Origin of the sequence: Modestobacter sp. NPDC049651 (genome assembly GCF_040659695.1) — a bacterium.
Taxonomy (GTDB): Bacteria; Actinomycetota; Actinomycetes; order Mycobacteriales; family Geodermatophilaceae; genus Modestobacter.
Map to the genome: position 1 here is coordinate 307600 of NZ_JBFAOG010000002.1, position 22475 is coordinate 330074.

At 74.8% G+C, this 22475-nt stretch carries 17 protein-coding genes and 1 tRNA gene; 10 read left to right on the forward strand and 8 right to left on the reverse strand.

The genetic code is table 11. The features are described from left to right. From AB0J00_RS04820 to AB0J00_RS04840, 5 genes are all read right to left on the reverse strand, one after another. Entirely contained in the window at positions 1 to 195 is a 195-nt protein-coding gene (locus AB0J00_RS04820) for a DUF6104 family protein (RefSeq protein WP_357740936.1), read from the reverse strand. Between the two features lie 20 nt (positions 196 to 215). Continuing rightward, positions 216 to 4094 carry a multifunctional oxoglutarate decarboxylase/oxoglutarate dehydrogenase thiamine pyrophosphate-binding subunit/dihydrolipoyllysine-residue succinyltransferase subunit gene (locus tag AB0J00_RS04825; RefSeq protein ID WP_357740939.1) on the reverse strand — a complete coding sequence of 1293 codons (3879 nt, stop codon included), beginning with the start codon at positions 4092 to 4094 and terminating at the stop codon, positions 216 to 218. A gap of 164 nt (positions 4095 to 4258) precedes the next feature. Further along, entirely contained in the window at positions 4259 to 5077 is an 819-nt protein-coding gene (locus AB0J00_RS04830; protein ID WP_357740941.1) for an ankyrin repeat domain-containing protein, read from the reverse strand. A gap of 10 nt (positions 5078 to 5087) precedes the next feature. Beyond that, the gene (locus tag AB0J00_RS04835; protein ID WP_357740943.1) at positions 5088 to 5843 is read right to left on the reverse strand and encodes an ABC transporter permease; all 756 of its coding nucleotides are present in this window, start codon (positions 5841 to 5843) and stop codon (positions 5088 to 5090) included. Beyond that, positions 5843 to 6826, reverse strand: coding sequence for an ABC transporter ATP-binding protein (locus tag AB0J00_RS04840; RefSeq protein WP_357740946.1), 984 nt, complete (start codon positions 6824 to 6826; stop codon positions 5843 to 5845). Before AB0J00_RS04840 ends, AB0J00_RS04835 begins: the two co-directional genes overlap by 1 nt. 236 nt (positions 6827 to 7062) lie before the next feature. Here AB0J00_RS04840 and AB0J00_RS04845 point away from each other — a divergent pair, with 236 nt between their 5' ends. Continuing rightward, the gene (locus AB0J00_RS04845) at positions 7063 to 8094 is read left to right on the forward strand and encodes an adenylate/guanylate cyclase domain-containing protein (RefSeq protein ID WP_357741363.1); all 1032 of its coding nucleotides are present in this window, start codon (positions 7063 to 7065) and stop codon (positions 8092 to 8094) included. A gap of 35 nt (positions 8095 to 8129) precedes the next feature. Next, positions 8130 to 9788, forward strand: coding sequence for an ABC-F family ATP-binding cassette domain-containing protein (locus AB0J00_RS04850; protein ID WP_357740949.1), 1659 nt, complete (start codon positions 8130 to 8132; stop codon positions 9786 to 9788). A gap of 48 nt (positions 9789 to 9836) precedes the next feature. Here AB0J00_RS04850 and AB0J00_RS04855 read toward each other — a convergent pair. From AB0J00_RS04855 to AB0J00_RS04865, 3 genes are all read right to left on the reverse strand, one after another. Continuing rightward, a tRNA-Arg gene (locus AB0J00_RS04855) sits at positions 9837 to 9908 on the reverse strand. A gap of 82 nt (positions 9909 to 9990) precedes the next feature. Further along, entirely contained in the window at positions 9991 to 10713 is a 723-nt protein-coding gene (locus AB0J00_RS04860) for a DUF305 domain-containing protein (protein WP_357740952.1), read from the reverse strand. Next, positions 10710 to 11567: a DUF3105 domain-containing protein gene (locus tag AB0J00_RS04865; RefSeq protein WP_357740955.1), complete on the reverse strand. Its 858-nt coding sequence runs from the start codon at positions 11565 to 11567 to the stop codon at positions 10710 to 10712. The genes AB0J00_RS04860 and AB0J00_RS04865 overlap by 4 nt, the downstream gene beginning before the upstream one ends. Positions 11568 to 11789: 222 nt before the next feature. Between AB0J00_RS04865 and argS the strand changes: the two genes are divergently transcribed. From argS to prfA, 8 genes are all read left to right on the forward strand, one after another. Next, on the forward strand, positions 11790 to 13451 hold the full coding sequence (gene argS, locus AB0J00_RS04870; protein ID WP_357740958.1) for an arginine--tRNA ligase: 1662 nt from the start codon (positions 11790 to 11792) through the stop codon (positions 13449 to 13451). Beyond that, positions 13448 to 14941, forward strand: coding sequence for a diaminopimelate decarboxylase (lysA, locus tag AB0J00_RS04875; RefSeq protein WP_357740961.1), 1494 nt, complete (start codon positions 13448 to 13450; stop codon positions 14939 to 14941). Before argS ends, lysA begins: the two co-directional genes overlap by 4 nt. Further along, positions 14938 to 16260 (forward strand): homoserine dehydrogenase, encoded by a 1323-nt coding sequence (locus tag AB0J00_RS04880; protein WP_357740965.1) that lies wholly within the window; start codon positions 14938 to 14940, stop codon positions 16258 to 16260. The genes lysA and AB0J00_RS04880 overlap by 4 nt, the downstream gene beginning before the upstream one ends. 114 nt (positions 16261 to 16374) lie before the next feature. Beyond that, positions 16375 to 17460, forward strand: a complete 1086-nt coding sequence (thrC, locus tag AB0J00_RS04885) for a threonine synthase (protein WP_357740968.1) — start codon at positions 16375 to 16377, stop codon at positions 17458 to 17460. Further along, on the forward strand, positions 17457 to 18392 hold the full coding sequence (gene thrB / locus AB0J00_RS04890) for a homoserine kinase (protein WP_357740971.1): 936 nt from the start codon (positions 17457 to 17459) through the stop codon (positions 18390 to 18392). The genes thrC and thrB overlap by 4 nt, the downstream gene beginning before the upstream one ends. Before the next feature lie 281 nt (positions 18393 to 18673). Next, positions 18674 to 20905: a transcription termination factor Rho gene (rho, locus tag AB0J00_RS04895; protein WP_357740973.1), complete on the forward strand. Its 2232-nt coding sequence runs from the start codon at positions 18674 to 18676 to the stop codon at positions 20903 to 20905. Positions 20906 to 21055: 150 nt separating this feature from the next. Then, positions 21056 to 21280: a 50S ribosomal protein L31 gene (gene rpmE / locus AB0J00_RS04900; RefSeq protein ID WP_357740976.1), complete on the forward strand. Its 225-nt coding sequence runs from the start codon at positions 21056 to 21058 to the stop codon at positions 21278 to 21280. Between the two features lie 98 nt (positions 21281 to 21378). Beyond that, entirely contained in the window at positions 21379 to 22467 is a 1089-nt protein-coding gene (gene prfA, locus AB0J00_RS04905) for a peptide chain release factor 1 (protein WP_357740979.1), read from the forward strand. Positions 22468 to 22475 lie beyond the last annotated feature (8 nt).

Here is a 22475-nt window from a genome sequence, read left to right on the forward strand (position 1 = left end):
CTAGTCGTCGAGGTCGTCGGAGTCGTCGTCGGTGCCACCGCGGGCCAGCCAGGTGGCCAGCCGCTCGACCGGCACCTCGAAGTCGGGGTGCTCGTCGACGAAGGCCTGCAGCTGGTCGGCCAGCCAGGCGAGGGTCACCTGCTCCTCGCCCCGCCGGTCGGCCAGCTCCTCCAGCCCGCGGTCGGTGAAGTACACGGCTGCTCTCCCGCCCGGTGTCAGCCGGTGAACGCGCGGGCGACCAGCTCGCGCTGCTCGACCTCGTGCACCTTGGCCGAACCGACGGCCGGGCTGGCCGACGCCTTGCGGCTGATGCTGCGCAGCGTGCGGCCGGCCGGCAGGTGCTCGGGGAGGTTGACCAGCATGAACTGGCGGGCGCCCATGTTGGCCGGCTCCTCCTGCACCCACACCACGTCGCGGGCGTTCGGGTAGCGGGACAGCGCCGTGGCGACCTCCTCGGCCGGCAGCGGGTACAGCTGCTCGACCCGCAGGACGGCGGTGTCGGTCGCCCCGCTCGTCTCGCGCTGCGCGAGCAGCTCGTAGGAGATCTTGCCGCTGCACAGCAGCACCCGGGTCACCGCCGCGTCGTCCAGCGGCTCGCCGCCGACGCCCGGGTCGCCGAGCACCGGCTGGAAGCCGGCGTCGGTGAAGTCGGCGACGGCGCTGACCGCGGCCTTGGCCCGCAGCAGCGACTTCGGCGTGAACACGACCAGCGGCCGGTGCACGTCCGACAGCGCCTGGCGGCGCAGCAGGTGGAAGTAGTTCGCCGGGGTCGAGCAGTTGGCGACGGTCATGTTGTTCTCCGCCGACAGCTGCAGGAACCGCTCGATGCGGCCGCTGGAGTGGTCGGGGCCCTGGCCCTCGAGACCGTGCGGCAGCAGCAGGACGACGCCCGACCGCTGGCCCCACTTGGCCTCACCGGAGCTGATGAACTCGTCGATGACCATCTGCGCGCCGTCGACGAAGTCGCCGAACTGCGCCTCCCAGAGCACCAGCGCCTGCTGGTTGGCCACCGAGTAGCCGTACTCGAAGCCCAGCGCCGCGTACTCGCTGAGCAGCGAGTCGTAGACGAAGAACTTGCCCTGGTCCGGGCTGAGGTTCAGCAGCGGCGTGTACTCGCCGGCGTTCTCCCGGTCGATGAGCACCGAGTGGCGCTGCACGAAGGTGCCGCGGCGGGAGTCCTGCCCGGCGAGCCGGATCGTGCGGCCGTCCATCAGCAGCGAGCCGAAGGCCAGCAGCTCGCCCATCGCCCAGTCGATGCCGCCCTCGCTGGCCATCGCCGCGCGCCGCTCCAGCAGCCGCTGCAGCTTCGGGTGCGGGGTGAAGCCCTCGGGGAAGGAGACGTGCGCGTCGCCGACCGCCTTGAGCACCTCGGGGGTGATCGCCGTCCGCACGGTCGCCTCCTGCGGCGAGCGCGGGTCCATGACCGGCTCGGGCGCGGAGGTGTCGCGCGCGTCGTGGGTCTCGGCGAACGCCCGCTCCAGCTGGTCGCGGTAGTCCTTCAGCGCCTCCTCGGCCTCGGCCAGCGTGATGTCGCCGCGGCCGACCAGCGCCTCGGTGTACAGCTTCCGGACCGAGCGCTTGCGGTCGATGATGTCGTACATCAGCGGCTGGGTCATCGAGGGGTCGTCGCCCTCGTTGTGCCCGCGCCGGCGGTAGCAGACCAGGTCGATGACGACGTCCTTGCGGAACGCCTGCCGGTAGTCGACCGCCAGCTTCGCGACCCGCACGCACGCCTCGGGGTCGTCGCCGTTCACGTGGAAGACCGGCGCGCCGATCATCCGGGCGACGTCGGTCGAGTACAGCGTGGAGCGCGACTGCGCCGGGCTGGTGGTGAAGCCGACCTGGTTGTTGATGACCACGTGCACGGTGCCGCCGGTGCGGTAGCCGCGCAGCTGGGACAGGTTCAGCGTCTCCTGCACCACGCCCTGGCCGGCGAACGCGGCGTCGCCGTGCAGCAGGACCGGCAGGACGGTGAACCCGTCGGCGCCCTGGCCCTTGTCGAGCATGTCCTGCTTGGCCCGCACGATGCCCTCGAGCACCGGGTTGACCGTCTCCAGGTGGCTGGGGTTGCTGGCCAGGGAGACGGCGATCTCGCGGCCGTCGGCCGGGTTGGTGAACGAGCCCTCGGCGCCGAGGTGGTACTTCACGTCGCCGGATCCCTGGACGGTGCCCGGGTCGATGTTGCCCTCGAACTCACCGAAGATCTTCGAGTAGCTCTTGCCCAGCACGTTGGCCAGCACGTTGAGCCGGCCGCGGTGGGCCATGCCGATGGCGACCTCGTCCAGGCCGTACTCGGTCGAGCTGACCAGCACCTCGTCCAGCAGCGGGATGACCGACTCGCCGCCCTCGAGGCTGAACCGCTTCTGGCCCACGTACTTGGTCTGCAGGAAGGTCTCGAACGCCTCGGCGGCGTTGAGCCGGGCGAGGACCCGCTTCTGCTTGTCCCGGCCGGGCTGGTCGTGCTTGACCTCGACCCGCTGCTGGAGCCACTCGCGCTCCTCCGGGTCGGTGATGTGCATGTACTCGACGCCGACGGTGCGGCAGTACGAGTTGCGCAGCACGCCGAGGATGTCGCGCAGCTTCATCACCCGCTCGCCGGCGAAGCCGCCGACGGGGAACTCGCGGTCGAGGTCCCAGAGGGTGAGCCCGTGCTGGACGATGTCCAGGTCGGGGTGGGTGCGGACCTTGAACTCCAGCGGGTCGGTGTCGGCCATCAGGTGGCCGTTGCGCCGGTAGGCCTCGATGACCTCGATGACCCGGGCGTTCTTGTCGATCTGCCCCTCGTGGGTGACCCGCTTGTCCGGCACCCAGCGGACCGGCTCGTAGGGGATCCGCAGCGAGCGGAAGACCTCGTCGTAGAAGCCGTCCTCGCCCAGCAGCAGGGCGTGCATCCGGCGCAGGAAGTCGCCGGACTCGGCGCCCTGGATGATCCGGTGGTCGTAGGTCGAGGTCAGCGTGATGATCTTCGAGATGCCCATGTCGGCGAGCGCCTCGGGGCTCATCCCCTGGAACTCGGCCGGGTACTCCATCGCGCCGACGCCGATGATGGCGCCCTGCCCGGCGGTCAGCCGCGGCACCGAGTGGTTGGTGCCCAGGGTGCCGGGGTTGGTCAGGCTGACCGTGGTGCCGGAGAAGTCCTCCATGGTCAGCTTGTTCGCCCGGGCCCGCCGGATGATGTCCTCGTACGCGCCCCAGAACTGGGCGAAGTCCATCTGCTCGGCGCCCTTGATCGAGGCGACGACGAGCGAGCGCGAGCCGTCGGCCTTGGGCAGGTCGATGGCCAGGCCGAAGTTCACGTGCTCGGGCTGCACGTGCGTGGGCTTGCCGTCGACCTCGGCGAACGCCGCGTTCATGTTCGGGAAGCTGTCCAGCGCCCGGACCAGCGCGTAGCCGATCAGGTGCGTGAAGGAGACCTTGCCCCCGCGGGCGCGGGCCAGGTGGTTGTTGATGACCACCCGGTTGTCGGCCAGCAGCTTGGCGGGGACCGCGCGCACGCTGGTGGCCGTCGGCACGGTCAGCGACGCGTTCATGTTCTTGACCACGGCGGCCGCGGCACCGCGCAGCGGCGAGCGCTTCGGGCCCTCACCGGTCGCGGCCTTCGGCTGCGGCGCCGCCGGGGCGGCCTTCGCGGCCGGCTGCGCGTTCGCGGCCCGCTCGGCCGGCCGGGCCACCACGGTGTCCTCGGTCCGGGCGGAGACCGACGTCGCCCGCGAGGGCGCGGGCTGGGCCTGCGCGGCGGGCTTCCCGGCCGCCTGCGCGGCGGGCGCCGACTGGGCGGCCTGGGCCGCCGCCTGCTGGGGGGCCGGGGCCGGGGCCGGCTTCGGGGCCGGGGTCTGCTGCGGGGCGGGAGCCGCCTGCTGCGCGGCGGGCGCCTGCTGCTGGGCCGGCGCGGCCGCGGCGCCCGCGGTGCGGTCCTGGCCGTCGGAGACCGGGCTGCCCGGGCGGTAGTCGGCGAAGAACTCGTGCCACGCCTGGTCGACGCTCTTCGGATCGGCCAGGTACTGCTGGTACATCTCCTCGACCAGCCACTCGTTGGTGCCGAAACCCGCCACCGGAGAGGAGTTCGAGGCGGCGGACGGCTGGGATTCGCTCACGCTTGACACGGGGTCGAGTGCCTTCTTCGTCGAGGGACGTCGTTGGACCGGGTGCCCACTCTAGTCCTCGGCCCAGGAGGTCGGCCGGAGGCGACAGGACGTCCCGTACGTGTGCCGGCTCACGTCCGGACGGCGGTGCGCGTCACGTCCGCTGCGGCGGTCGCTCAGTGCCGGGCGCCGGCCGCGACGAGCAGCGCGGTGACCTCGTCCCGGGCCGCGGCGGGGCGGCCTGCGGCGCGGTCCCGGGCGGCGGCGACCCGGCTGATGTCCAGGGCGCTGGCGCCGTCGGAGGTGGTCGCGTCGACGTCGGCCCCGGCGGCCAGCAGCCGCCGCACGACCTCGGCGGCTGCGTCCTCGGGCGCGGTGGCGACGGCCGTGTGCAGCGGCGTGCGCCCGGTGTCGGGCTCCCGGGCGGCGACGTCGGCCCCGGCGGTGAGCAGCAGGCCGACCACCTGGGCGGCCCCGGCCCCGGCCGCCGCGTGCAGGGCGTCGGCGTCCGCGTCGGCGCCGCGGCCGAGCAGCAGCCGGGCGGCCGGCACGGACCCGCCGTGGGCGGCCCACCGCAGCAGCCCCACGCCGGTGGCCGGGTCGCGCAGCGGGGCGCCGGCGTCGAGGTGCCCGGCGAGGGCCGGGACGTCGCCGAGGAACGCCGCGCTGGCCGCGTCGACCGGCGCGCCCAGCCCGCGCAGCACCCCGACCAGCGCCGGGGCGTGCTGGAGGGCGACGTGCAGCGGGGTGCGGCCGTCCTCCGTGGTCGCGGCGAGGTCGGCGCCCGCCTCGACCAGCGCCGTCACCAGCTCCTCCCGGCCGCCGGCGACGGCCAGGTGCAGGGGCGTCCAGCCGCTGACGCCGTCCCGCTCGACGGGAGCGCGGAGCAGCCGCGGCGCCTCGTCGACCGCCGACCGGACGGCCGCGCCGTCGCCGGCGGCGATGAGCGCGGCGAGCCGCGGTGCGGTCATGCGGAGGCCGGCGGGCTCGGTCACGGGGCGGCCGTCAGACGATGTCGCGGCGGACGGCCAGCAGGGTGCCCAGGACGGCGGCCACCAGCCCGTACGCGAGCAGCAGCAACCCGCCCTGCCACTGGTTGAGCAGGTCCGCCGGCCCCTCGGTCACCGCGGTGAGCGCGGCGGTCGCGCCCCCGGGCAGCCACTTGTAGACGCCGGAGATGGCCGAGATGCCGCCGATGATGTTCTCGATGATGAACAGGTAGACCAGCGACCCGACGATCGCGCCGACCTGGTTGCGGAACAGGGCGCCCACCCCGACGCCGATCACGGCGTACAGCACGATCGAGAGCCCGGCGCCCAGCAGCACCTCGCCGTTGTCCCCGCCCAGCGACGGGGCGGCGCCCCGCGCGCCGGCGTAGACCACCACGACCAGCACCGTCACCGCCACGGTGACCAGCGCGAACGGGATGCCGGCGAGCAGGTAGGCGAGCAGCTTCGCCGACACCACCCGGCCGCGCCGCGGCGTGGTCAGGAACGTCGGGGTGGCGGTGCGGTGCCGGTACTCCTGGGTGATCCCGATGATGCCGAGGACCAGGGCCAGGATGCTGCCGTTGCCGGCCAGCCCCAGCACGGTCTGCTCGAACTCCGCGGTGCCGACCGGGCCCGGGCCGCCGTCCTGCCCGGCCAGCCCGGTGAACAGCGCGGCGAGCCCGGCCGACAGCACGCACGACCCCAGGAGCAGGCCGATCCACACCTTCGTGGTCAGCAGCTTGGTCCACTCGGCCTGCACGAGGCGGCCCATCACGCGGCACCCTTCCCGTCGGACGCGGGCGCGGTGCCCGACGCGTACTGCTCCTGGCCGCTGGTCAGCTGGAAGTAGACCTCCTCGAGCCCGCTGGTGCGGGACCGCAGCTCGTGCAGCTCGACGCCGGCGGCGAACGCCGTCGAGCCCACCTGCGCGGAGGTCAGCCCGTGCACCGTCAGCGCGTCCGGTCCGGTGGTCTCGACGCGGGTGCCGGCGGCGGTGAGCCGCTCGGCCAGCTGGACCGCCTGCGGGCTGCGCACCAGCACGCTGCCGCCGCCGTTGCCGTCGGCGCCGGCGCGCAGCTCGGCCAGCGAGCCCTGCCGCACGAGCCGGCCGGCCCCGACGATGACCACCCGGTCGGCGGTCTGCTCGACCTCGGCGAGCAGGTGGCTGGACACCAGCACGGTGCGGCCCTGCTCGTGGGCGAGGTAGCGGAGGAAGCCGCGCAGCCACTGGATGCCCTCGGGGTCCAGGCCGTTGGCGGGCTCGTCGAGCACCAGGACGGCGGGGTCGCCCAGCAGTGCGGTGGCCAGGCCCAGCCGCTGGCGCATGCCCAGGGAGTACCCGCCGGCCTTGCGGTGCGCGGCGGGGGTGAGCCCGACCTGCTCCAGCACGTCGTCGGCGCGGGAGACCGGCAGCCCGGCGGCGCGGCAGTAGACGCGCAGGTGGTTGCGCCCGGTGCGGGCCGGGTGGAACGCCGTCTCCAGCACCGCACCCACCCGGCGGGTCGGCTCGGTCAGCTGCGCGTAGGGCACGCCGTCGAAGGTCGCCGTCCCGGCGTCGGGGGTGATCAGGCCGAGGGCCATCCGCAGCGTCGTGGTCTTGCCGGCGCCGTTCGGGCCGAGGAAGCCGGTGACCTGCCCCGGCTCGACGGTGAAGCTGAGGTCGTCGACGGCGCGGACCTGGCCGAAGGTCTTGGTCAGGCCGCTGACCTCGACCCGGACCGGGGCCGCCGCGGCCGTGCTGGCGCTGCTGATCACGTCCTCCTGCTGCTCGGGGGACCGCCCGGGAGCCCGGACGTCGCGCCCCATCCAAGCGCACCGGCCCGCCCGAGCACAGCACCCCGCCCGGCCCGCCACCGCCGGGACGTGACCCCGCACACACCGGCCGGGGGAGCGCGTCGGGTAGCTTCCGCCGCGTGAGCGCCTCCGCCGTCGTGCACGCCGGGGGCTGACCGCTGCCCGGTCCCGACCCCCGCGCGTCCCTCGAGCAGCTGCTGCTCGGCGGGCCCCGCCGGCACACCCGGCTGGACGTCGCCGCGCTGTCCGGGCTGCCGCCCGAGCGCACCCAGCGGCTGTGGCGGGCGCTGGGCTTCGCCGACGCCGCCGACGACGACCCGGTGTTCACCGACGCCGACGTCCGCGCGCTCGCGCTGCTGCGCACCCTCATCGACTCCGGTTTCGCCGACCCGGACACCGAGGCGTCGATCGCCCGCGCGATGGGGCAGGCGCTGTCCCGGCTGGCCGACTGGCAGACCGACATGCTCGCCGCCGTCCTCGCCGGCGCGCAGCGCGGCCGGCCCGGTGGTGCCGACCTGGACGCCGAGGTGGTCCGGGCCGCGGAGGCGCTGCTGCCGGTGGTGGAGGAGCTGCAGCAGTACGTGTGGCGACGGCACCTGGCGGCCATCGCCGGCCGGCTGCTGGACGCCGACGCCGCCGACCGCCGGGAGCTCGCGGTCGGGTTCGCCGACCTGGTGGGCTACACCTCGCGCAGCCGCGGCATGGGCGGCCGGGAGCTCGGCGCGATGGTCGAGGACTTCGAGAGCACCGCCGCCGACGTCATCGCCCGCCACCACGGGCGGGTGGTGAAGACCGTCGGCGACGGCGTGCTGTTCACCTGCGCCGCGCCGGTGGACGCGGTGGAGATCGGGCTGCAGCTGCCGGTCGAGTGGTCCGCGCCGGACCGCCCGCCGCTGCGGGTGGGCGCCGCGTTCGGCCCGGTGCTCACCCGGCTCGGCGACGTCTACTCCCCGGTGGTCAACCTGGCCAGCCGGCTGACCTCGATCGCGCACCCGTCCTCGGTGCTGGTCGACCAGGAGCTGGCCCGGCGGCTGCGCGGCATGCGCGCCTACCGGGTGCGCCCGCTGCGCCGGGTGTCGGTGCGCGGCTACGACGACCTGCGGCCCTGGCTGGTGCGCCGGCGCGGTGCGGACGAGCCGCCGGGCGTGGAGTCGTTCGAGGACCTGCTCGACGAGATGACCGACGAGGTCCTCGAGGACCTGCCGGCGGACCCGCCCACCGACCGCTGAGGGAACCCGCTCGCGCCGGGCGGCACCATGGGGGCGTGTCCGCCACCCTGCTCGCCCGCGGCCTGGCCGCCGGCCACGGCGCCCGCGTCCTGTTCACCGACCTCGACCTGGTGGTGGCGCCGGGCGACGTCGTCGGCCTGGTCGGGGTCAACGGCGCCGGAAAGTCGACCCTGCTGCGCACCCTGGCCGGCCTGCTGCCGGCGGAGTCCGGGGAGGTCACCCTCTCCCCGCCGACCGCGACGGTCGGCTACCTGCCGCAGGAGCCCGACCGCCGGCCGGGGGAGACGGTGCTCGACGCGCTCGGCCGGCGCACCGGGGTGACCACCGCGACGCGGGTGATGGACGACGCCCTGACGGCGCTGACCGACGGCGAGCCCGGCGCGGACGACGCCTACGCCGACGCCCTGGAGCGCTGGCTGGCCCTCGGTGGCGCCGACCTCGCCGAGCGCGCCGAGGAGGTCGTCGCCGAGGTGGCGCCCGGGGTGGCGCTGGACGCCGCGATGACCGGGCTGTCCGGCGGGCAGGCCGCGCGGGTGGGGCTGGCGTCGCTGCTGCTGTCGCGCTACGACGTCCTGCTGCTCGACGAGCCGACCAACGACCTCGACCTCGCGGGGCTGGAGCAGTTGGAGCGCTTCGTCGCCGGTCCAGGGCGGTCGGGTGGGTCGGCGGTCGGCGTGGTGCTGGTCAGCCACGACCGCGAGTTCCTCGCCCGCACGGTCACCCGGGTGGTGGAGCTGGACCTCGCCCAGCAGCTGGTGCGGGTGCACGACGGCGGCTACGAGGCTTACCTGACCGAGCGGGAGGTGGCCCGCCGGCACGCCCGCGAGGAGTACGAGGAGTACGCCGACACCAGGGAGGGGCTCGAGGCCCGGGCCCGGATGCAGCGCAACTGGATGACCCAGGGCGTGCGCAACGCCGTCCGCAAGCAGGGCAAGGAGCCGGACAAGAGCATCCGCGCGCACATGCGCGCCACGTCGGAGAAGCAGGCCGCCAAGGCCCGGCAGACCGAGCGGCGCATCGAGCGGCTGGAGGTCGTGGAGGAGCCGCGCAAGGAGTGGGAGCTGCGGATGGAGATCGCGGCCGCCCCGCGCGCGGGCAACGTGGTGGCGAGCCTGCGCGGCGCCGTCGTCCGCCGGGGCGGTTTCACCCTCGGCCCGGTCGACCTGCAGGTCGACTGGGGCGACCGGCTGGCGATCACCGGCGCCAACGGGTCGGGCAAGAGCACCCTGCTCGGGGCGCTGCTGGGCCGGGTGCCGCTGGCCGAGGGCAGCGGCGGGCTGGGCTCGGGCGTGCAGGTCGGCGAGGTCGACCAGGCGCGCGGGCTGTTCCTCGGCGACGAGCCGCTGGCCCGCGCGTTCGGCCGGGAGGTGCCCGACTCGCCGGACGCCGACGTCCGCACGCTGCTGGCGAAGTTCGGGCTGCGCGCCGACCACGTGCTGCGCCCCGCCGCGACGCTCTCCCCGGGGGAGCGGACCCGGGCGGCGCTGGCGCTGCTGCAGGCCCGCGGGGTGAACGTGCTGGTGCTCGACGAGCCGACCAACCACCTCGACCTGCCGGCGATCGAGCAGCTCGAGCAGGCGCTGGCCGGCTACCCGGGCACGCTGCTGCTGGTCACCCACGACCGCCGGATGCTGGAGGCGGTGCACACCACGCGGCGGCTGGTCGTGGACGGCGGGCGGGTCACCGAGGCCTGAGACGGCGAACGGCCCTCCCGACCAGGTCGGGAGGGCCGTTCGCGGATGTGCCCCCGGCAGGATTCGAACCTGCGCCCCTGCCTCCGGAGGGCAGTGCTCTATCCCCTGAGCTACGGGGGCTCATCTCGGCCCCGCTCGCGCGGCGCCGAGAAGGAACGCTACCAGCCCCGCCCGCCGGCTCCGGCAGGGGGGCGGGGAGGTCTCAGGCGTCGGCCGGCAGCGGCGCGCCGCCCTTGGCGCGCAGCATCTGCTCCATCGTGGTGGCCTCGGCGGTCTGCGTCTCGGCGATGGTCCGGGCCAGCGCCCGGACGGCGGGCTCCTGGGCGTGCGCCGCGCCGTCCTGCGCCATGGCCAGGCCGCCCTGGTGGTGCCGGATCATCAGCTGCAGGAACAGCACGTCGAACGGCGTCCCGGTGAGCGAGCGCAGCCGGGCGAGGTCGTCCTCGGTGGCCATGCCGGGCATCAGCGCCCCGCGGGCCTCGGCCGCCTGCATCTCGCCCATGTCGTGCATCCCGTGGCCGCCCTCGCCGCCCATCCAGGACATGACGCCGTCGCCGCCCTTGAGCGGGAGGTCCCACAGCGACAGCCAGCCGCGCATCCGCCCCGCCTGGTTGTTCTGGGTGGAGGAGATGTCGAAGGCCAGCTGCTGCACCTGCGGGTCGGCGCTGCGGGTCTGCGCCAGGTTGGCCATCTCCACCGCCTGCAGGTGGTGGGTGGACATGTCCCGGGCGAACCCGGCGTCGACCGAGCCGGTGCCCGGGGGATCGGTGCGGCCGATGCCCAGGGCGACGGCGAGCCCGCCGCCCAGGGCCACCAGCGCGACGGCGATGACCGCGACCAGCACCGCGACCAGCGCCCGGTTGCCCCGGGGCGCCGGTGCGGCGTCCCGGGTCCGGTCCGGCCCGGTCCTGGTCACCGCGGTCACGGCGCCGAGGTGCCGGCCGGCGTCGAGGTCGCAGGGGCCTCGCTGGAACCGGTCGGGGTGGTCGGGGCATCGGTCATCACCGCGGCCGAGCCGGAGCCGGCGCGGCTGCTGTCGCCCTGCACCAGCGGGTCCGAGACGAAGTTCGGGTTCTCGCAGCTGGCGCCGACCTCGGGGTAGGCCCCCTCGACCTTGTCGTTGAAGGCCATGAAGTCGGCGAACTGCTGCACCCGCTTGTCGCCGGCGCTGTCGACGAACAGCTGGTGGTTCCACGACTGCAGGCTGATCGGGCTGGTCAGCCCCTCGTACGGGGACAGCATCAGCCCGGAGTTGCCGTCGACGACCTTCTTCAGCTCGTCGACGTCGCCGCTCTTCACGGTGTCCGGGTTGTAGGTGATCCAGACCGCGCCGTGCTCCAGGGAGTGCACCGCGTTCTCGTGCCGGATGTCGACGTCGTAGACGGTGCCGGTGCAGTCGGCCCACTCCAGGTCGTGCGGGCCGCCGACCGGCGGCGACTGGTCGTAGGTGACCGGGGTGGCCACGTGCTGCTGCCCGGCCGCGTAGTCGAAGCTCTGCACGCCCTTGATCTCGCCGAGCGAGCTGACCTTGTCGGCGTTGGCCTTGTTCACCGACACCACCGCGTAGGTGAGCACGCCGGCGGCGAAGACGACGACCGCGATCGCCGCGGCGATCAGGCCCCACGGGCGCTGCCGGTTGACCACGTCGACCGGCGGGCGGGTGCGGCCGCTGCCGCTGCGGTTGCCCGGGCGGTTGCCGGCGCCTCCGGATCGGCCGCCGGACCCCCCGCGGGACGCGCCGCCGGGGCGGCTGTTCGACGCCTTGGGGTCCTTGGGCACTGCCTCTCCTCGCTGCCGCACCGCGCCGCCGGGGGCGGGTGCCGTCTTCTCGTCTGCCGCCGCGGGCGCGGCGCTGGCGGCCGCGAGTCTAGGTCGCCTCCCTGGGAGGCCGGCCCGGTCGACGGCCCTCCCGGCGGGTCGCGCTACCACGCCGGCGGGCCCGCCGCACCCGCTCCCGGCGGCCGGGGGAACCCGCTGGCCGGGCGAAAGTACGATCGGCAGGTGACACCTGAGCAGCTGCGCGACGTCGTCCGGTCCGCCGTGGCGGGGGCCGTGGAGCGTGGTGCGCTCGCGGTCGCCGTCCCCGAGGACGTCACCATCGAGCGCCCGAAGAACCCCGAGCACGGCGACTACGCCACCAACGTGGCCCTCCGGCTGGCCAAGCCGGCCGGCCGCCCGCCGCGCGAGGTCGCCGAGCTGCTGGCCGCCGAGCTGCGCGGGCACGAGGGGATCGCGGCGGTCGACGTCGCCGGCCCCGGCTTCCTCAACGTCACGCTCGCCAAGGACGCGCTCGGCCAGATCGCCGTCCGGGTCGTCACGGCGGGTGAGACGTACGGGCGCACCACGGTGCTGGCCGGGCAGCGGCTCAACCTCGAGTTCGTCTCGGCCAACCCGACCGGCCCGGTGCACATCGGCGGCACCCGGTGGGCGGCGGTCGGCGACGCGCTCGGCCGGCTGCTGGAGGCCAGCGGCGCCGCCGTGAGCCGGGAGTACTACTTCAACGACGCCGGCTCGCAGATCGACCGGTTCGCCCGCAGCCTGCAGGCGGCCGCGCACGGCCGGGAGGTGCCCGAGGACGGGTACGCCGGGGCCTACATCAACGACATCGCCGCCGCCGTCGTCGCCGCGGAGCCCGGCATCCTCGAGCTGCCCGCCGACGCCGAGCAGGAGCGCTTCCGGGTGCGCGGCGTCGAGCTGATGTTCGACGAGATCAAGCGGAGCCTGGCGGCGTTCGGCGTCGTCTTCGACGTGTACTTCTCGGAGAAGACGCTGCACGACAGCGGCGCGCTGGAGAAGGCCGTGGCCCGGCTGCGCGAGCAGGGCCACGTCTACGAGGCCGACGGCGCCGTCTGGCTCCGGACGACGACCTTCGGCGACGACAAGGACCGGGTGCTGGTCAAGAGCGACGGCGAGCCCACGTACTTCGCCGCCGACTGCGCCTACTACCTGGACAAGCGTGCGCGCGGCTTCGACAAGGTCGTGATCATGCTGGGTGCCGACCACTCCGGCTACGTCGGCCGGTACAAGGCGCTGGTCGCGGCCTCCGGCGACGACCCCGAGGTCAACCTGGAGATCCTGCTCGGCCAGCTGGTCAACCTGCTGCGCGACGGCGAGCCGGTGCGGATGAGCAAGCGCGCCGGCACCGTGGTGAACCTCGAGGACCTGGTCGAGGGCATCGGGGTCGACGCCGCCCGCTACGCGCTGGCCCGCGCCTCGGTCGACCAGCAGATCGACATCGACCTGGACCTGTGGACCCGGAAGACCAACGACAACCCGGTCTTCTACGTCCAGTACGCGCACGCCCGGATCTCCTCGGTGCTGCGCGGCGCCGCCGACCTCGGCCTGGCGCTGGGCGAGGCCGCCGACGTGCAGCCCGCGCTGCTCGAGCACGACCGCGAGGGCGACCTGCTCACCGCGCTGGGGGAGTTCCCGCGGGTGCTCACCGCCGCCGCCGAGCTCCGCGCGCCGCACCGGGTGGCCCGCTACCTGGAGGAGCTGGCCGGCACCTACCACCGGTTCTACGACACCTGCCGGGTGCTGCCGCGCGGCGACGAGGAGGCCACGCCGCTGACCACCGCCCGGCTGTGGCTGTGCGCGGCCACCGCGACGGTGCTGCGCAACGGCCTGGGCGTGCTCGGCGTCTCCGCCCCGGAGCGGATGTGAGGGCGCACCCGGCCGGGCCGCTGCACGGCAACATCTCGCCCGCGCCCTCCGTCGGGCCCGCCCCCGACGACCTCGGGCAGCTCGACCCGCAGGTGTGGCCGCGCTCGGCCACCCGCGTCGGTGGGGAGCTGCACCTGGGCGGCCGGCCGGTCACCGAGCTGGCCCGCGCGCACGGCACCCCGCTGTTCGTGCTCGACGAGGGCGACTTCCGCGGCCGCGCCGCGGACTTCGCCACCGCCTTCGCCGGCGCCGACGTGCACTACGCGTCCAAGGCGTTCCTGTGCGGCCAGGTGGCCCGCTGGATCGCCGACGACGGCCTGCACCTGGACGCCTGCAGCGGCAACGAGCTCGCCGTCGCGCTGGCCGCCGGCTTCCCGGCGGAGCGGATCGCGCTGCACGGCAACAACAAGTCGCTGGTCGAGCTGCAGCTCGCCGTCGACGCGGGGATCGGGCACGTGGTGCTCGACTCCTTCGACGAGATCGACCGGCTGGTGCCGCTGGCCGAGGCCCGGGTCGCCGCCGGCGGCTCCCCGGTGCCGGTGCTGATCCGGTCGACCGTCGGCATCGAGGCGCACACCCACGAGTTCATCGCCACCGCCCACGAGGACCAGAAGTTCGGGTTCTCGCTGGCCACCGGCGACGCGCTCACCGCCGCCGTCCGGGTGATCCGGGAGCCGGCGCTGCACCTGGCCGGCCTGCACAGCCACATCGGCTCGCAGATCTTCGACACCGCCGGCTTCGAGGCCGCCGCGCACCGGGTGGTCGGGCTGATGGGCCAGGTGCACCAGGCCACCGGCCAGGTGCTCGAGGAGCTCAACCTCGGCGGTGGCTTCGGCATCGCCTACCTGCCCGAGGACGACCCGGTGAGCGCGTCCGACGTGGCCGCCAAGCTGCGCAGCGTCGTCGCCGCCGAGTGCGCCCAGCTGGGGCTGCCGGTGCCGCGGCTGGCGGTCGAGCCGGGCCGGGCCATCGCCGGCCCGGGCACCGTGACGCTGTACGAGATCGGCACGATCAAGCCGGTCCGGCTGGGGGCCAGCGGCGCACCGGGCGCCCCGCTGGTGCGCAACTACGTGTCCGTCGACGGCGGGATGAGCGACAACATCCGCACCGCCCTCTACGACGCCAGCTACACCTGCGTGCTGGCCAACCGCACCTCCGACGCCCCGCCGGCGCTGTGCCGGGTGGTCGGCAAGCACTGCGAGAGCGGCGACGTGCTGGTGCGCGACCTGTGGCTGCCCTCGGACGTGCAGCCCGGCGACCTGCTCGCGGTCGCCGCGACCGGTGCCTACTGCTGGTCGATGGCCAGCAACTACAACTACCTGCTCAAGCCGCCGGTGGTCGCGGTGGCCGACGGCGTCGCCACCGAGATCGTGCGGCGGCAGACGCTGTCCGACGTGTTCGCCCTCGACGCCGTCCTCGCCGGCGTCCCCGCCCCCAGCCCGGCGATCGACCAGCCGGCGCCCGAGCACGCTGCCGGAGCTGTCTCATGAGTGATGCCCTGAAGGTCGCCCTGCTCGGGTGCGGCACGGTCGGGAGTGCCGTGCTGCGGCTGCTGTCCGAGCAGGCCGACGACCTCGCCGCCCGGGTGGGCCGGCGGGTCGAGGTGGCCGGGGTCGCCGTCCGGCGTCCCGACCGGCACCCCGGCGTCCCCGCCGAGCTGCTGACCACCGACGCGCACGAGCTGGTCACCCGCGACGACGTCGACCTGGTGGTCGAGGTGATCGGCGGCATCGAGCCGGCGCGCACCCTGCTGCTGGCCGCGATGGGCGCCGGCAAGTCGGTGGTCAGCGCGAACAAGGCGCTGCTGGCCGAGGACGGCGTCGCGCTGCACGCCGCGGCCGCCGAGGCCGGCGTCGACCTCTACTACGAGGCGGCCGTCGCCGGGGCCATCCCGCTGCTGCGCCCGCTGCGCGAGTCGCTGGCCGGTGACCAGCTGCGCCGGGTGGTCGGCATCGTCAACGGGACGACCAACTACGTGCTGTCGCGGATGGTCGAGACCGGCGCCGGGTTCGGCGAGGCGCTGGCCGAGGCCACCGAGGCCGGGTACGCCGAGGCCGACCCGACCGCCGACGTCGACGGGTTCGACGCCGCCGCCAAGGCCGCGATCCTCGCCTCGCTGGCGTTCCACTCGCCGGTCACCGCCTCCGACGTGCACCGCGAGGGCATCTCCGCGGTCACCGCCACCGACGTCGCCCGCGCCGCCGAGATCGGCTGCACGGTGAAGCTGCTGGCCATCTGCGAGCGGGTGTCGTCGGGTGGGAACGGGTCGGGTCGGGAGGCTGCCGGCGACGGCGACTCGATCGCCGTCCGGGTGCACCCGGCGATGATCCCGACCAGCCACCCGCTGGCGGGCGTGAACGGCGCGTTCAACGCGGTGTTCGTCGAGGCCGACGCGGCCGGGCAGCTGATGTTCTACGGCCAGGGCGCGGGCGGCGAGCCGACCGCGAGCGCGGTGCTCGGCGACCTCGTCGCGGTCGCCCGCAACCGGGTCTCCGGCGTCGCCGGCCCGGGGGCCACGGTCTACGCCGGCCGGCCGGTGCGGCCGATGGCCGAGACGCCCACGCGGTACCACGTGAGCCTGGACGTCGCGGACAGGCCGGGCGTGCTGGCCACCGTCGCCCAGGAGTTCGCCGCGCAGGGCGTCAGCATCGCCACGGTGCGGCAGGACGGCCGCGGCGAGGCGGCGACGCTGGTCATCGTGACCCACCGGGCACCCGACGCCGCGCTGGCCGCCACGGTCGAGCGGCTGCGGGAGATGCCCGCCGTCCGCGCCGTCACCAGCGTGCTGCGGGTCGAGGGGCTGGCCTGACCCGGACCCGCTGACCAGCGGGTCCGGGGCCGAGGTGGCCCGGCCGTAGGATCGCAGCGCCACGCCGGGCCGCCTGACGACCCCGGCCCGACGACCGTGCCGGGAAGGGCTGTCATGACCGGAACCCCCACGCTCCACGGAGCTGTCTCGCCGCACTGGCCGGGGCTCATCGAGGCCTACCGCCACCGCCTGCCGGTGAGCCCGTCGACCCCGGTGGTCACGCTGCAGGAGGGCGCGACCCCGCTGGTGCCGGCGGTCGAGCTGTCCCGGCGCACCGGGTGCGAGGTGTACCTGAAGGTCGAGGGCGCGAACCCGACCGGGTCGTTCAAGGACCGCGGCATGACCATGGCGATCACCAAGGCCGTGGAGGAGGGCGCGCAGGCGGTCATCTGCGCCTCGACCGGCAACACCAGCGCGAGCGCCGCGGCCTACGCCGCCCGCGCCGGGCTGGTCTGCGCGGTGCTCGTGCCGCAGGGCAAGATCGCCACCGGCAAGCTCGCCCAGGCGCTGGTGCACGGCGCCAAGCTGCTGCAGGTCGAGGGCAACTTCGACGACTGCCTCGCGCTGGCCAGCAAGCTGTCGATCGACTACCCGGTGAGCCTGGTCAACAGCGTCAACCAGTACCGCATCGAGGGGCAGAAGACCGCCTCCTTCGAGATCGTCGACGTGCTCGGCGACGCTCCCGACATCCACTGCCTGCCGGTCGGCAACGCCGGCAACATCACCGCCTACTGGCAGGGCTACCGCGAGTACGCCGCCGACGGCCCGGCCACCCGGACCCCCCGGATGTGGGGATTCCAGGCCGCGGGCGCGGCACCCATCGTCACCGGCAAGGTGGTCGAGAACCCCAGCACGATCGCCACCGCGATCCGGATCGGCAACCCGGCGTCCTGGACCAAGGCGCTGGCCGCCCGCGACGAGTCCGGCGGGCGCATCGACGCGGTCACCGACCGGGCGATCCTGGCCGCCTACCGGCTGCTGGCCCGCAGCGAGGCGGTCTTCGTCGAGCCGGCGTCCGCGGCGTCGGTCGCCGGGCTGCTGCAGGTGGCCGAGGCCGGCGAGCTGGCCCCCGGCCAGCGGATCGTCTGCACCGTCACCGGCAACGGCCTCAAGGACCCCGACTGGGCCATCTCCGGGGCGCCCGCCCCGGTCACCGTCCCGGTCGACGCCGCGGCCGCCGCTGCACAGCTCGGCCTGTGACCGCGCCGAGCTGGCGCATCCGGGTCCCGGCCACCAGCGCGAACCTCGGGCCGCTGTTCGACTCCGGCGGGCTGGCGCTGTCCCGGTACGACCTGGTCGACGCCGAGCTCGCCGACCGCCTCGAGGTCCGGGTGACCGGCATGGGCGCGGACACGCTGCCCTGCGACGAGCGGCACCTGGTGGTCCGGGCCTTCCGGGCGGCCTGCGACGAGCTCGGCTGGCAGCCCCCCGGCGTGCGGCTGACCTGCGCGAACGGCATCCCGCAAGGTCGGGGGATGGGCTCCTCGGCGGCCGCCGTCGTCGCCGGCGTGCTGGCCGCCTGGGCGCTGTGCCCGGACGTCGAGCGGGACGACGCCGCGGTGCTGCGGCTGGTCACCGAGCTGGAGGGGCACCCCGACAACGTCGCGCCGTGCCTGCTCGGCGGGGTGACGCTGAGCTGGACCGGCCCCGGCGGTGTCGTCAGCGAGCGGCTGGCCGTCGCGCCGGAGGTCGCACCCGTGCTGCTGGTGCCCCCGGCGGTGCTGTCGACCGAGGTGGCCCGCGGCCTGCTCCCGGCGCAGGTGCCGCACGGCGACGCCGCGTTCACCGCCGCCCGGGCCGCGCTGCTGGTGCACGCGCTCACCCGCGACCCCGGCCGGCTGTTCGAGGCGACCGAGGAGCGGCTGCACCAGGCGCAGCGGGCCGCGGCCATGCCGGGCAGCGCGGAGCTGCTCGCCCGCCTGCGGGACGCCGGGTTCGCCGCCGTGGTGTCGGGGGCCGGCCCGAGCCTGCTCGTGCTCACCACCCGCGGCCCGGACGAGGTGCCCGGCCAGGTGCCGGCGGAGCTCGCCGCGCTGGTCGCGGCGGACATCGCCGCCGGCTGGCAGTGTCTGGCGCTGGAGATCGACCAGCACGGCGCACACGTGTCAGCCGCGGACCATGCGGTATCGTGAGCCCCGTCAGGGAACAACAGCGGGAACGACCGGTGTTGTCATGATCGTCATCCTGAACCTAGGCTGACCGCACAGCCGCCTCCGGGCGAGCATCACGCGTGGCGCTGCAGCGCAGCGATCCGCAGACCAGACCCACGTGCCACCGGGTCCTCGGCTGATCGACGGCTCTGATCCCGCTTCGCACCCATCGGATCCGCAGTCCCCTCGGTGACGCGTCGCGTCGGGGACCGGGTCACCTCCTGCGCTGGTAGGCGCAGGCCACCGCAGGGAAGGACCTGTACGTGAGCGAGACCACCGACCTCCTCGACGGCTCCCCGTCGGACGAGGCAGCTGCCGGCACCGGGACGGCTCCCCGTTCCCGACGTCGCGGCAGTGGACTGTCCGGGATGCTGCTGCCCGAGCTGCAGCGCCTGGCCGGTGAACTGGGGATCGCCGGGACCGGCAAGATGCGCAAGAGCGACCTGGTCGCCGCCATCTCCGCCCGGCAGGTGGGCGGCGACACCGCCGCCCCCACGGGTGACGCCCCCGCCCCGCTGGGCGGCGACGCCGCGGTCACCGGTGGGGTCACCACCTCCGCCGCCCCGCTCGAGGCCCCCGTCAGCGGCGGCGCCAACGGCGGCCCGGTCACCGAGCCCGCGAGCACCGCCGGCACGCCCGCCGAGGACGCCGCGACCCGGGCCCCGGCGAACGAGGCGCCCGCGGGCCGCCGCCGCCGCGGCGCGAGCCGCCCGGCCGGCACCCCCACCGCCGACGCGCCGGCTGCCGAGAGCACCGCGGCCGCCGAGGCCCCCGCGGCACCGGCCGCCGAGACGCCGGCTGCCGAGAGCACCGCCGGCACCGACGACGCCCCGGCCGACACCCGGGCCGAGGGCGAGCGCCCGCAGCGCGGCCGCAACCGCGACCGCGGCGACCGGGACGGTGCCCGCACCGACCGCAGCGAGCGCGAGGGCAACCGCGACGAGCGGGACGGCGAGGGCCGCACCGGCCGCAACCGCAACGACCGCGACGGGGCCCGCGGCGAGCGCGACGGCAACCGCGAGGGCAACCGCAACGACCGCGGCGACCGCGAGGGCAACCGCGACGGCGCCCGCGGCGAGCGCGAGGGCAACCGTGACGGCAACCGTGACGGCGAGGGCCGCAACGGCCGGAACCGCAACGAGCGGGCCGAGCAGCGTGACGGCCGCAACGAGCGGTCGAACGACCGCGGCAACGACCGGGTCAACGACCGCGGCAACGACCGGGACGCGCGCCCCGACGAGGACGACGACGACTTCGAGGGCGGTGGCCGCCGCCGCGGTCGCCGGTACCGGGACCGCAACCGCAACGGCCGCACCGGTGGCCGGGAGCGGTTCGACCAGGGCGAGCCGACCGTGGCCGAGGACGACGTCCTGCTGCCGGTGGCGGGCATCCTGGACGTGCTGGACAACTACGCGTTCGTCCGCACCTCCGGCTACCTGACCGGCCCGAACGACGTCTACGTGTCGCTGTCGCAGGTGCGCCGCTACGGCCTGCGCCGCGGTGACGCGATCACCGGCGCCGTCCGGCAGCCCCGCGAGGGCGAGCGCAAGGACAAGTACAACGCGCTGGTCCGGCTCGACTCGGTCAACGGCCTCGACCCCGAGCAGGCCCGCAACCGGCCCGAGTTCACCAAGCTGACCCCGCTCTACCCGCAGGACCGCCTGCGGCTGGAGACCGAGTCGCACCTGCTCACCACCCGGGTCATCGACCTGGTCATGCCGATCGGCAAGGGCCAGCGCGCGCTCATCGTGTCGCCGCCCAAGGCCGGCAAGACGATGGTGCTGCAGTCGATCGCGAACGCGATCACGACCAACAACCCCGAGGTCCACCTCATGGTGGTGCTGGTCGACGAGCGGCCCGAAGAGGTCACCGACATGCAGCGCTCGGTGAAGGGCGAGGTCATCGCCTCGACCTTCGACCGGCCGCCGTCGGACCACACCACGGTCGCGGAGCTGTCCATCGAGCGGGCCAAGCGCCTGGTCGAGATGGGCCACGACGTCGTGGTCCTGCTGGACTCGATCACCCGGCTCGGCCGCGCCTACAACCTGGCGGCCCCCGCCAGCGGGCGCATCCTGTCCGGTGGCGTCGACTCCACGGCGCTCTACCCGCCCAAGCGCTTCCTGGGCGCCGCCCGCAACATCGAGAACGGCGGCTCGCTGACCATCATCGCCTCGGCGCTGGTGGAGACCGGGTCCACGATGGACACGGTCATCTTCGAGGAGTTCAAGGGCACCGGGAACGCCGAGATCAAGCTCGACCGCCGGCTGGCCGACAAGCGCGTCTTCCCGGCCGTCGACGTCAACGCCTCGGGCACCCGCAAGGAGGAGATCCTCCTCTCGCCCGACGAGCTGGCGATCGTCATCAAGCTCCGCCGGGTGCTGTCGGCGCTGGAGCCCCAGCAGGCGCTGGAGCTGCTGCTCGACCGGATGCGCAAGACCCGCAACAACATCGAGTTCCTGATGCAGGTGCAGAAGAACACCCCGGGTACCGAGTAGCAGCGAACCCCGGCCCGGCCGGCCGGTTCCCCGTCTGGGAGACTGGTCGGCCGAGCCTCCGCTGCCGGGAGCTCCGCCCGCTCCCGGGCAGCACACGGACCACCAGATCCCGAGGCCCCGGCCTCGACGAGCAGAGAGAGGGTGCACGGCATGAAGGCCGACATCCACCCGGACTACCACGCCACCACCGTCACCTGCGGTTGCGGCAACACCTTCACGACCAAGAGCACGATCCCCGGCGGTCAGCTGACCGTCGAGACCTGCTCGGCCTGCCACCCGTTCTACACGGGCAAGCAGCGCATCCTCGACACCGGCGGCCGCGTCGCCCGCTTCGAGAAGCGGTTCGGCAAGCGCAACGCCGGCGCCGCCAAGTAGCACCGCCGACGGCGCCCGCACCGCCCCCGCGCAGGGGTGGGGCGGGCGCCGTCGTCATGTCCGGACCCGAGTTCCACCGCACCTGAGAGGCACCACCCGTGAGCAGCACTGACGGCGGCAGCGACCGGCTGGCCGGGCTGCTCGAGGAGCACGCGCGGCTCGAGCTGGAGCTCGCCGACCCCGCGGTGCACGCCGACGCCGCCCGGGCCCGCCGGCTCGGCCGCCGCTACGCCCAGCTGGCGCCGGTGGTCGAGACCGCCCGCGCGCTGGACGCCGCCCGCGACGACCTCGCCGCCGCCCGCGAGCTGGCCGCCGAGGACACGTCCTTCCGGGCCGAGGCGACCGCGCTGGAGCAGCGGATCGCCGAGCTCACCGCGCGGCAGACCGAGCTGCTGCTGCCCAAGGACCCCGACGACGACAAGGACGTCATCCTCGAGATCAAGGCGGGGGAGGGGGGTGCGGAGTCGGCGCTGTTCGCCGGCGACCTGCTGCGGATGTACCTGCGCTACGCCGAGCGGCGCGGCTGGGCCACCGAGGTGCTCGACGCGGCGCCCGGCGAGATGGGCGGCTACAAGGACGTCGCGGTCGCGGTGAAGTCCCGCGGCGACGAGGGCATCTGGTCCCGGCTGAAGTTCGAGGGCGGCGTGCACCGCGTGCAGCGGGTGCCCGCCACCGAGCAGCAGGGCCGGATCCACACCTCCGCCGTCGGCGTCCTGGTGCTGCCCGAGGCCGAGGAGGTCGACGTCACCGTCGACCCGAACGACCTGCGCATCGACGTCTTCCGGTCCTCCGGGCCGGGCGGGCAGAGCGTCAACACCACCGACTCCGCCGTCCGGATCACCCACGTGCCCACCGGCATCGTGGTCAGCTCGCAGAACGAGAAGAGCCAGCTGCAGAACAAGGAGTCCGCGCTGCGGGTGCTCCGCTCCCGGTTGCTGGCCGCCGCCCGTGAGGAGGCCGACGCCGCGGCGAGCGACGCCCGGCGCAGCCAGGTCCGCACCGTCGACCGCAGCGAGCGGGTCCGCACCTACAACTTCCCGGAGAGCCGGATCTCCGACCACCGGGTGGGCTTCAAGGCGCACAACCTCGACCAGGTGCTCGACGGCGAGCTCGACCCGGTGATCGACGCGCTGACCGCGGCGCACACCGCCGAGCTGCTGGCGGCGACGGAGGAGTCGGCGTCCTGAACGCGCGC

What these genes read in the sequence shown, in the direction of transcription:
- AB0J00_RS04835 (WP_357740943.1), bottom strand. Translation starts at nt 5,843, where the DNA reads ATGGGCCGCCTCGTGCAGGCCGAGTGGACCAAGCTGCTGACCACGAAG.
- AB0J00_RS04880 (WP_357740965.1), top strand. Translation starts at nt 14,938, where the DNA reads ATGAGTGATGCCCTGAAGGTCGCCCTGCTCGGGTGCGGCACGGTCGGG.
- thrC (WP_357740968.1), top strand. Translation starts at nt 16,375, where the DNA reads ATGACCGGAACCCCCACGCTCCACGGAGCTGTCTCGCCGCACTGGCCG.
- rpmE (WP_357740976.1), top strand. Translation starts at nt 21,056, where the DNA reads ATGAAGGCCGACATCCACCCGGACTACCACGCCACCACCGTCACCTGC.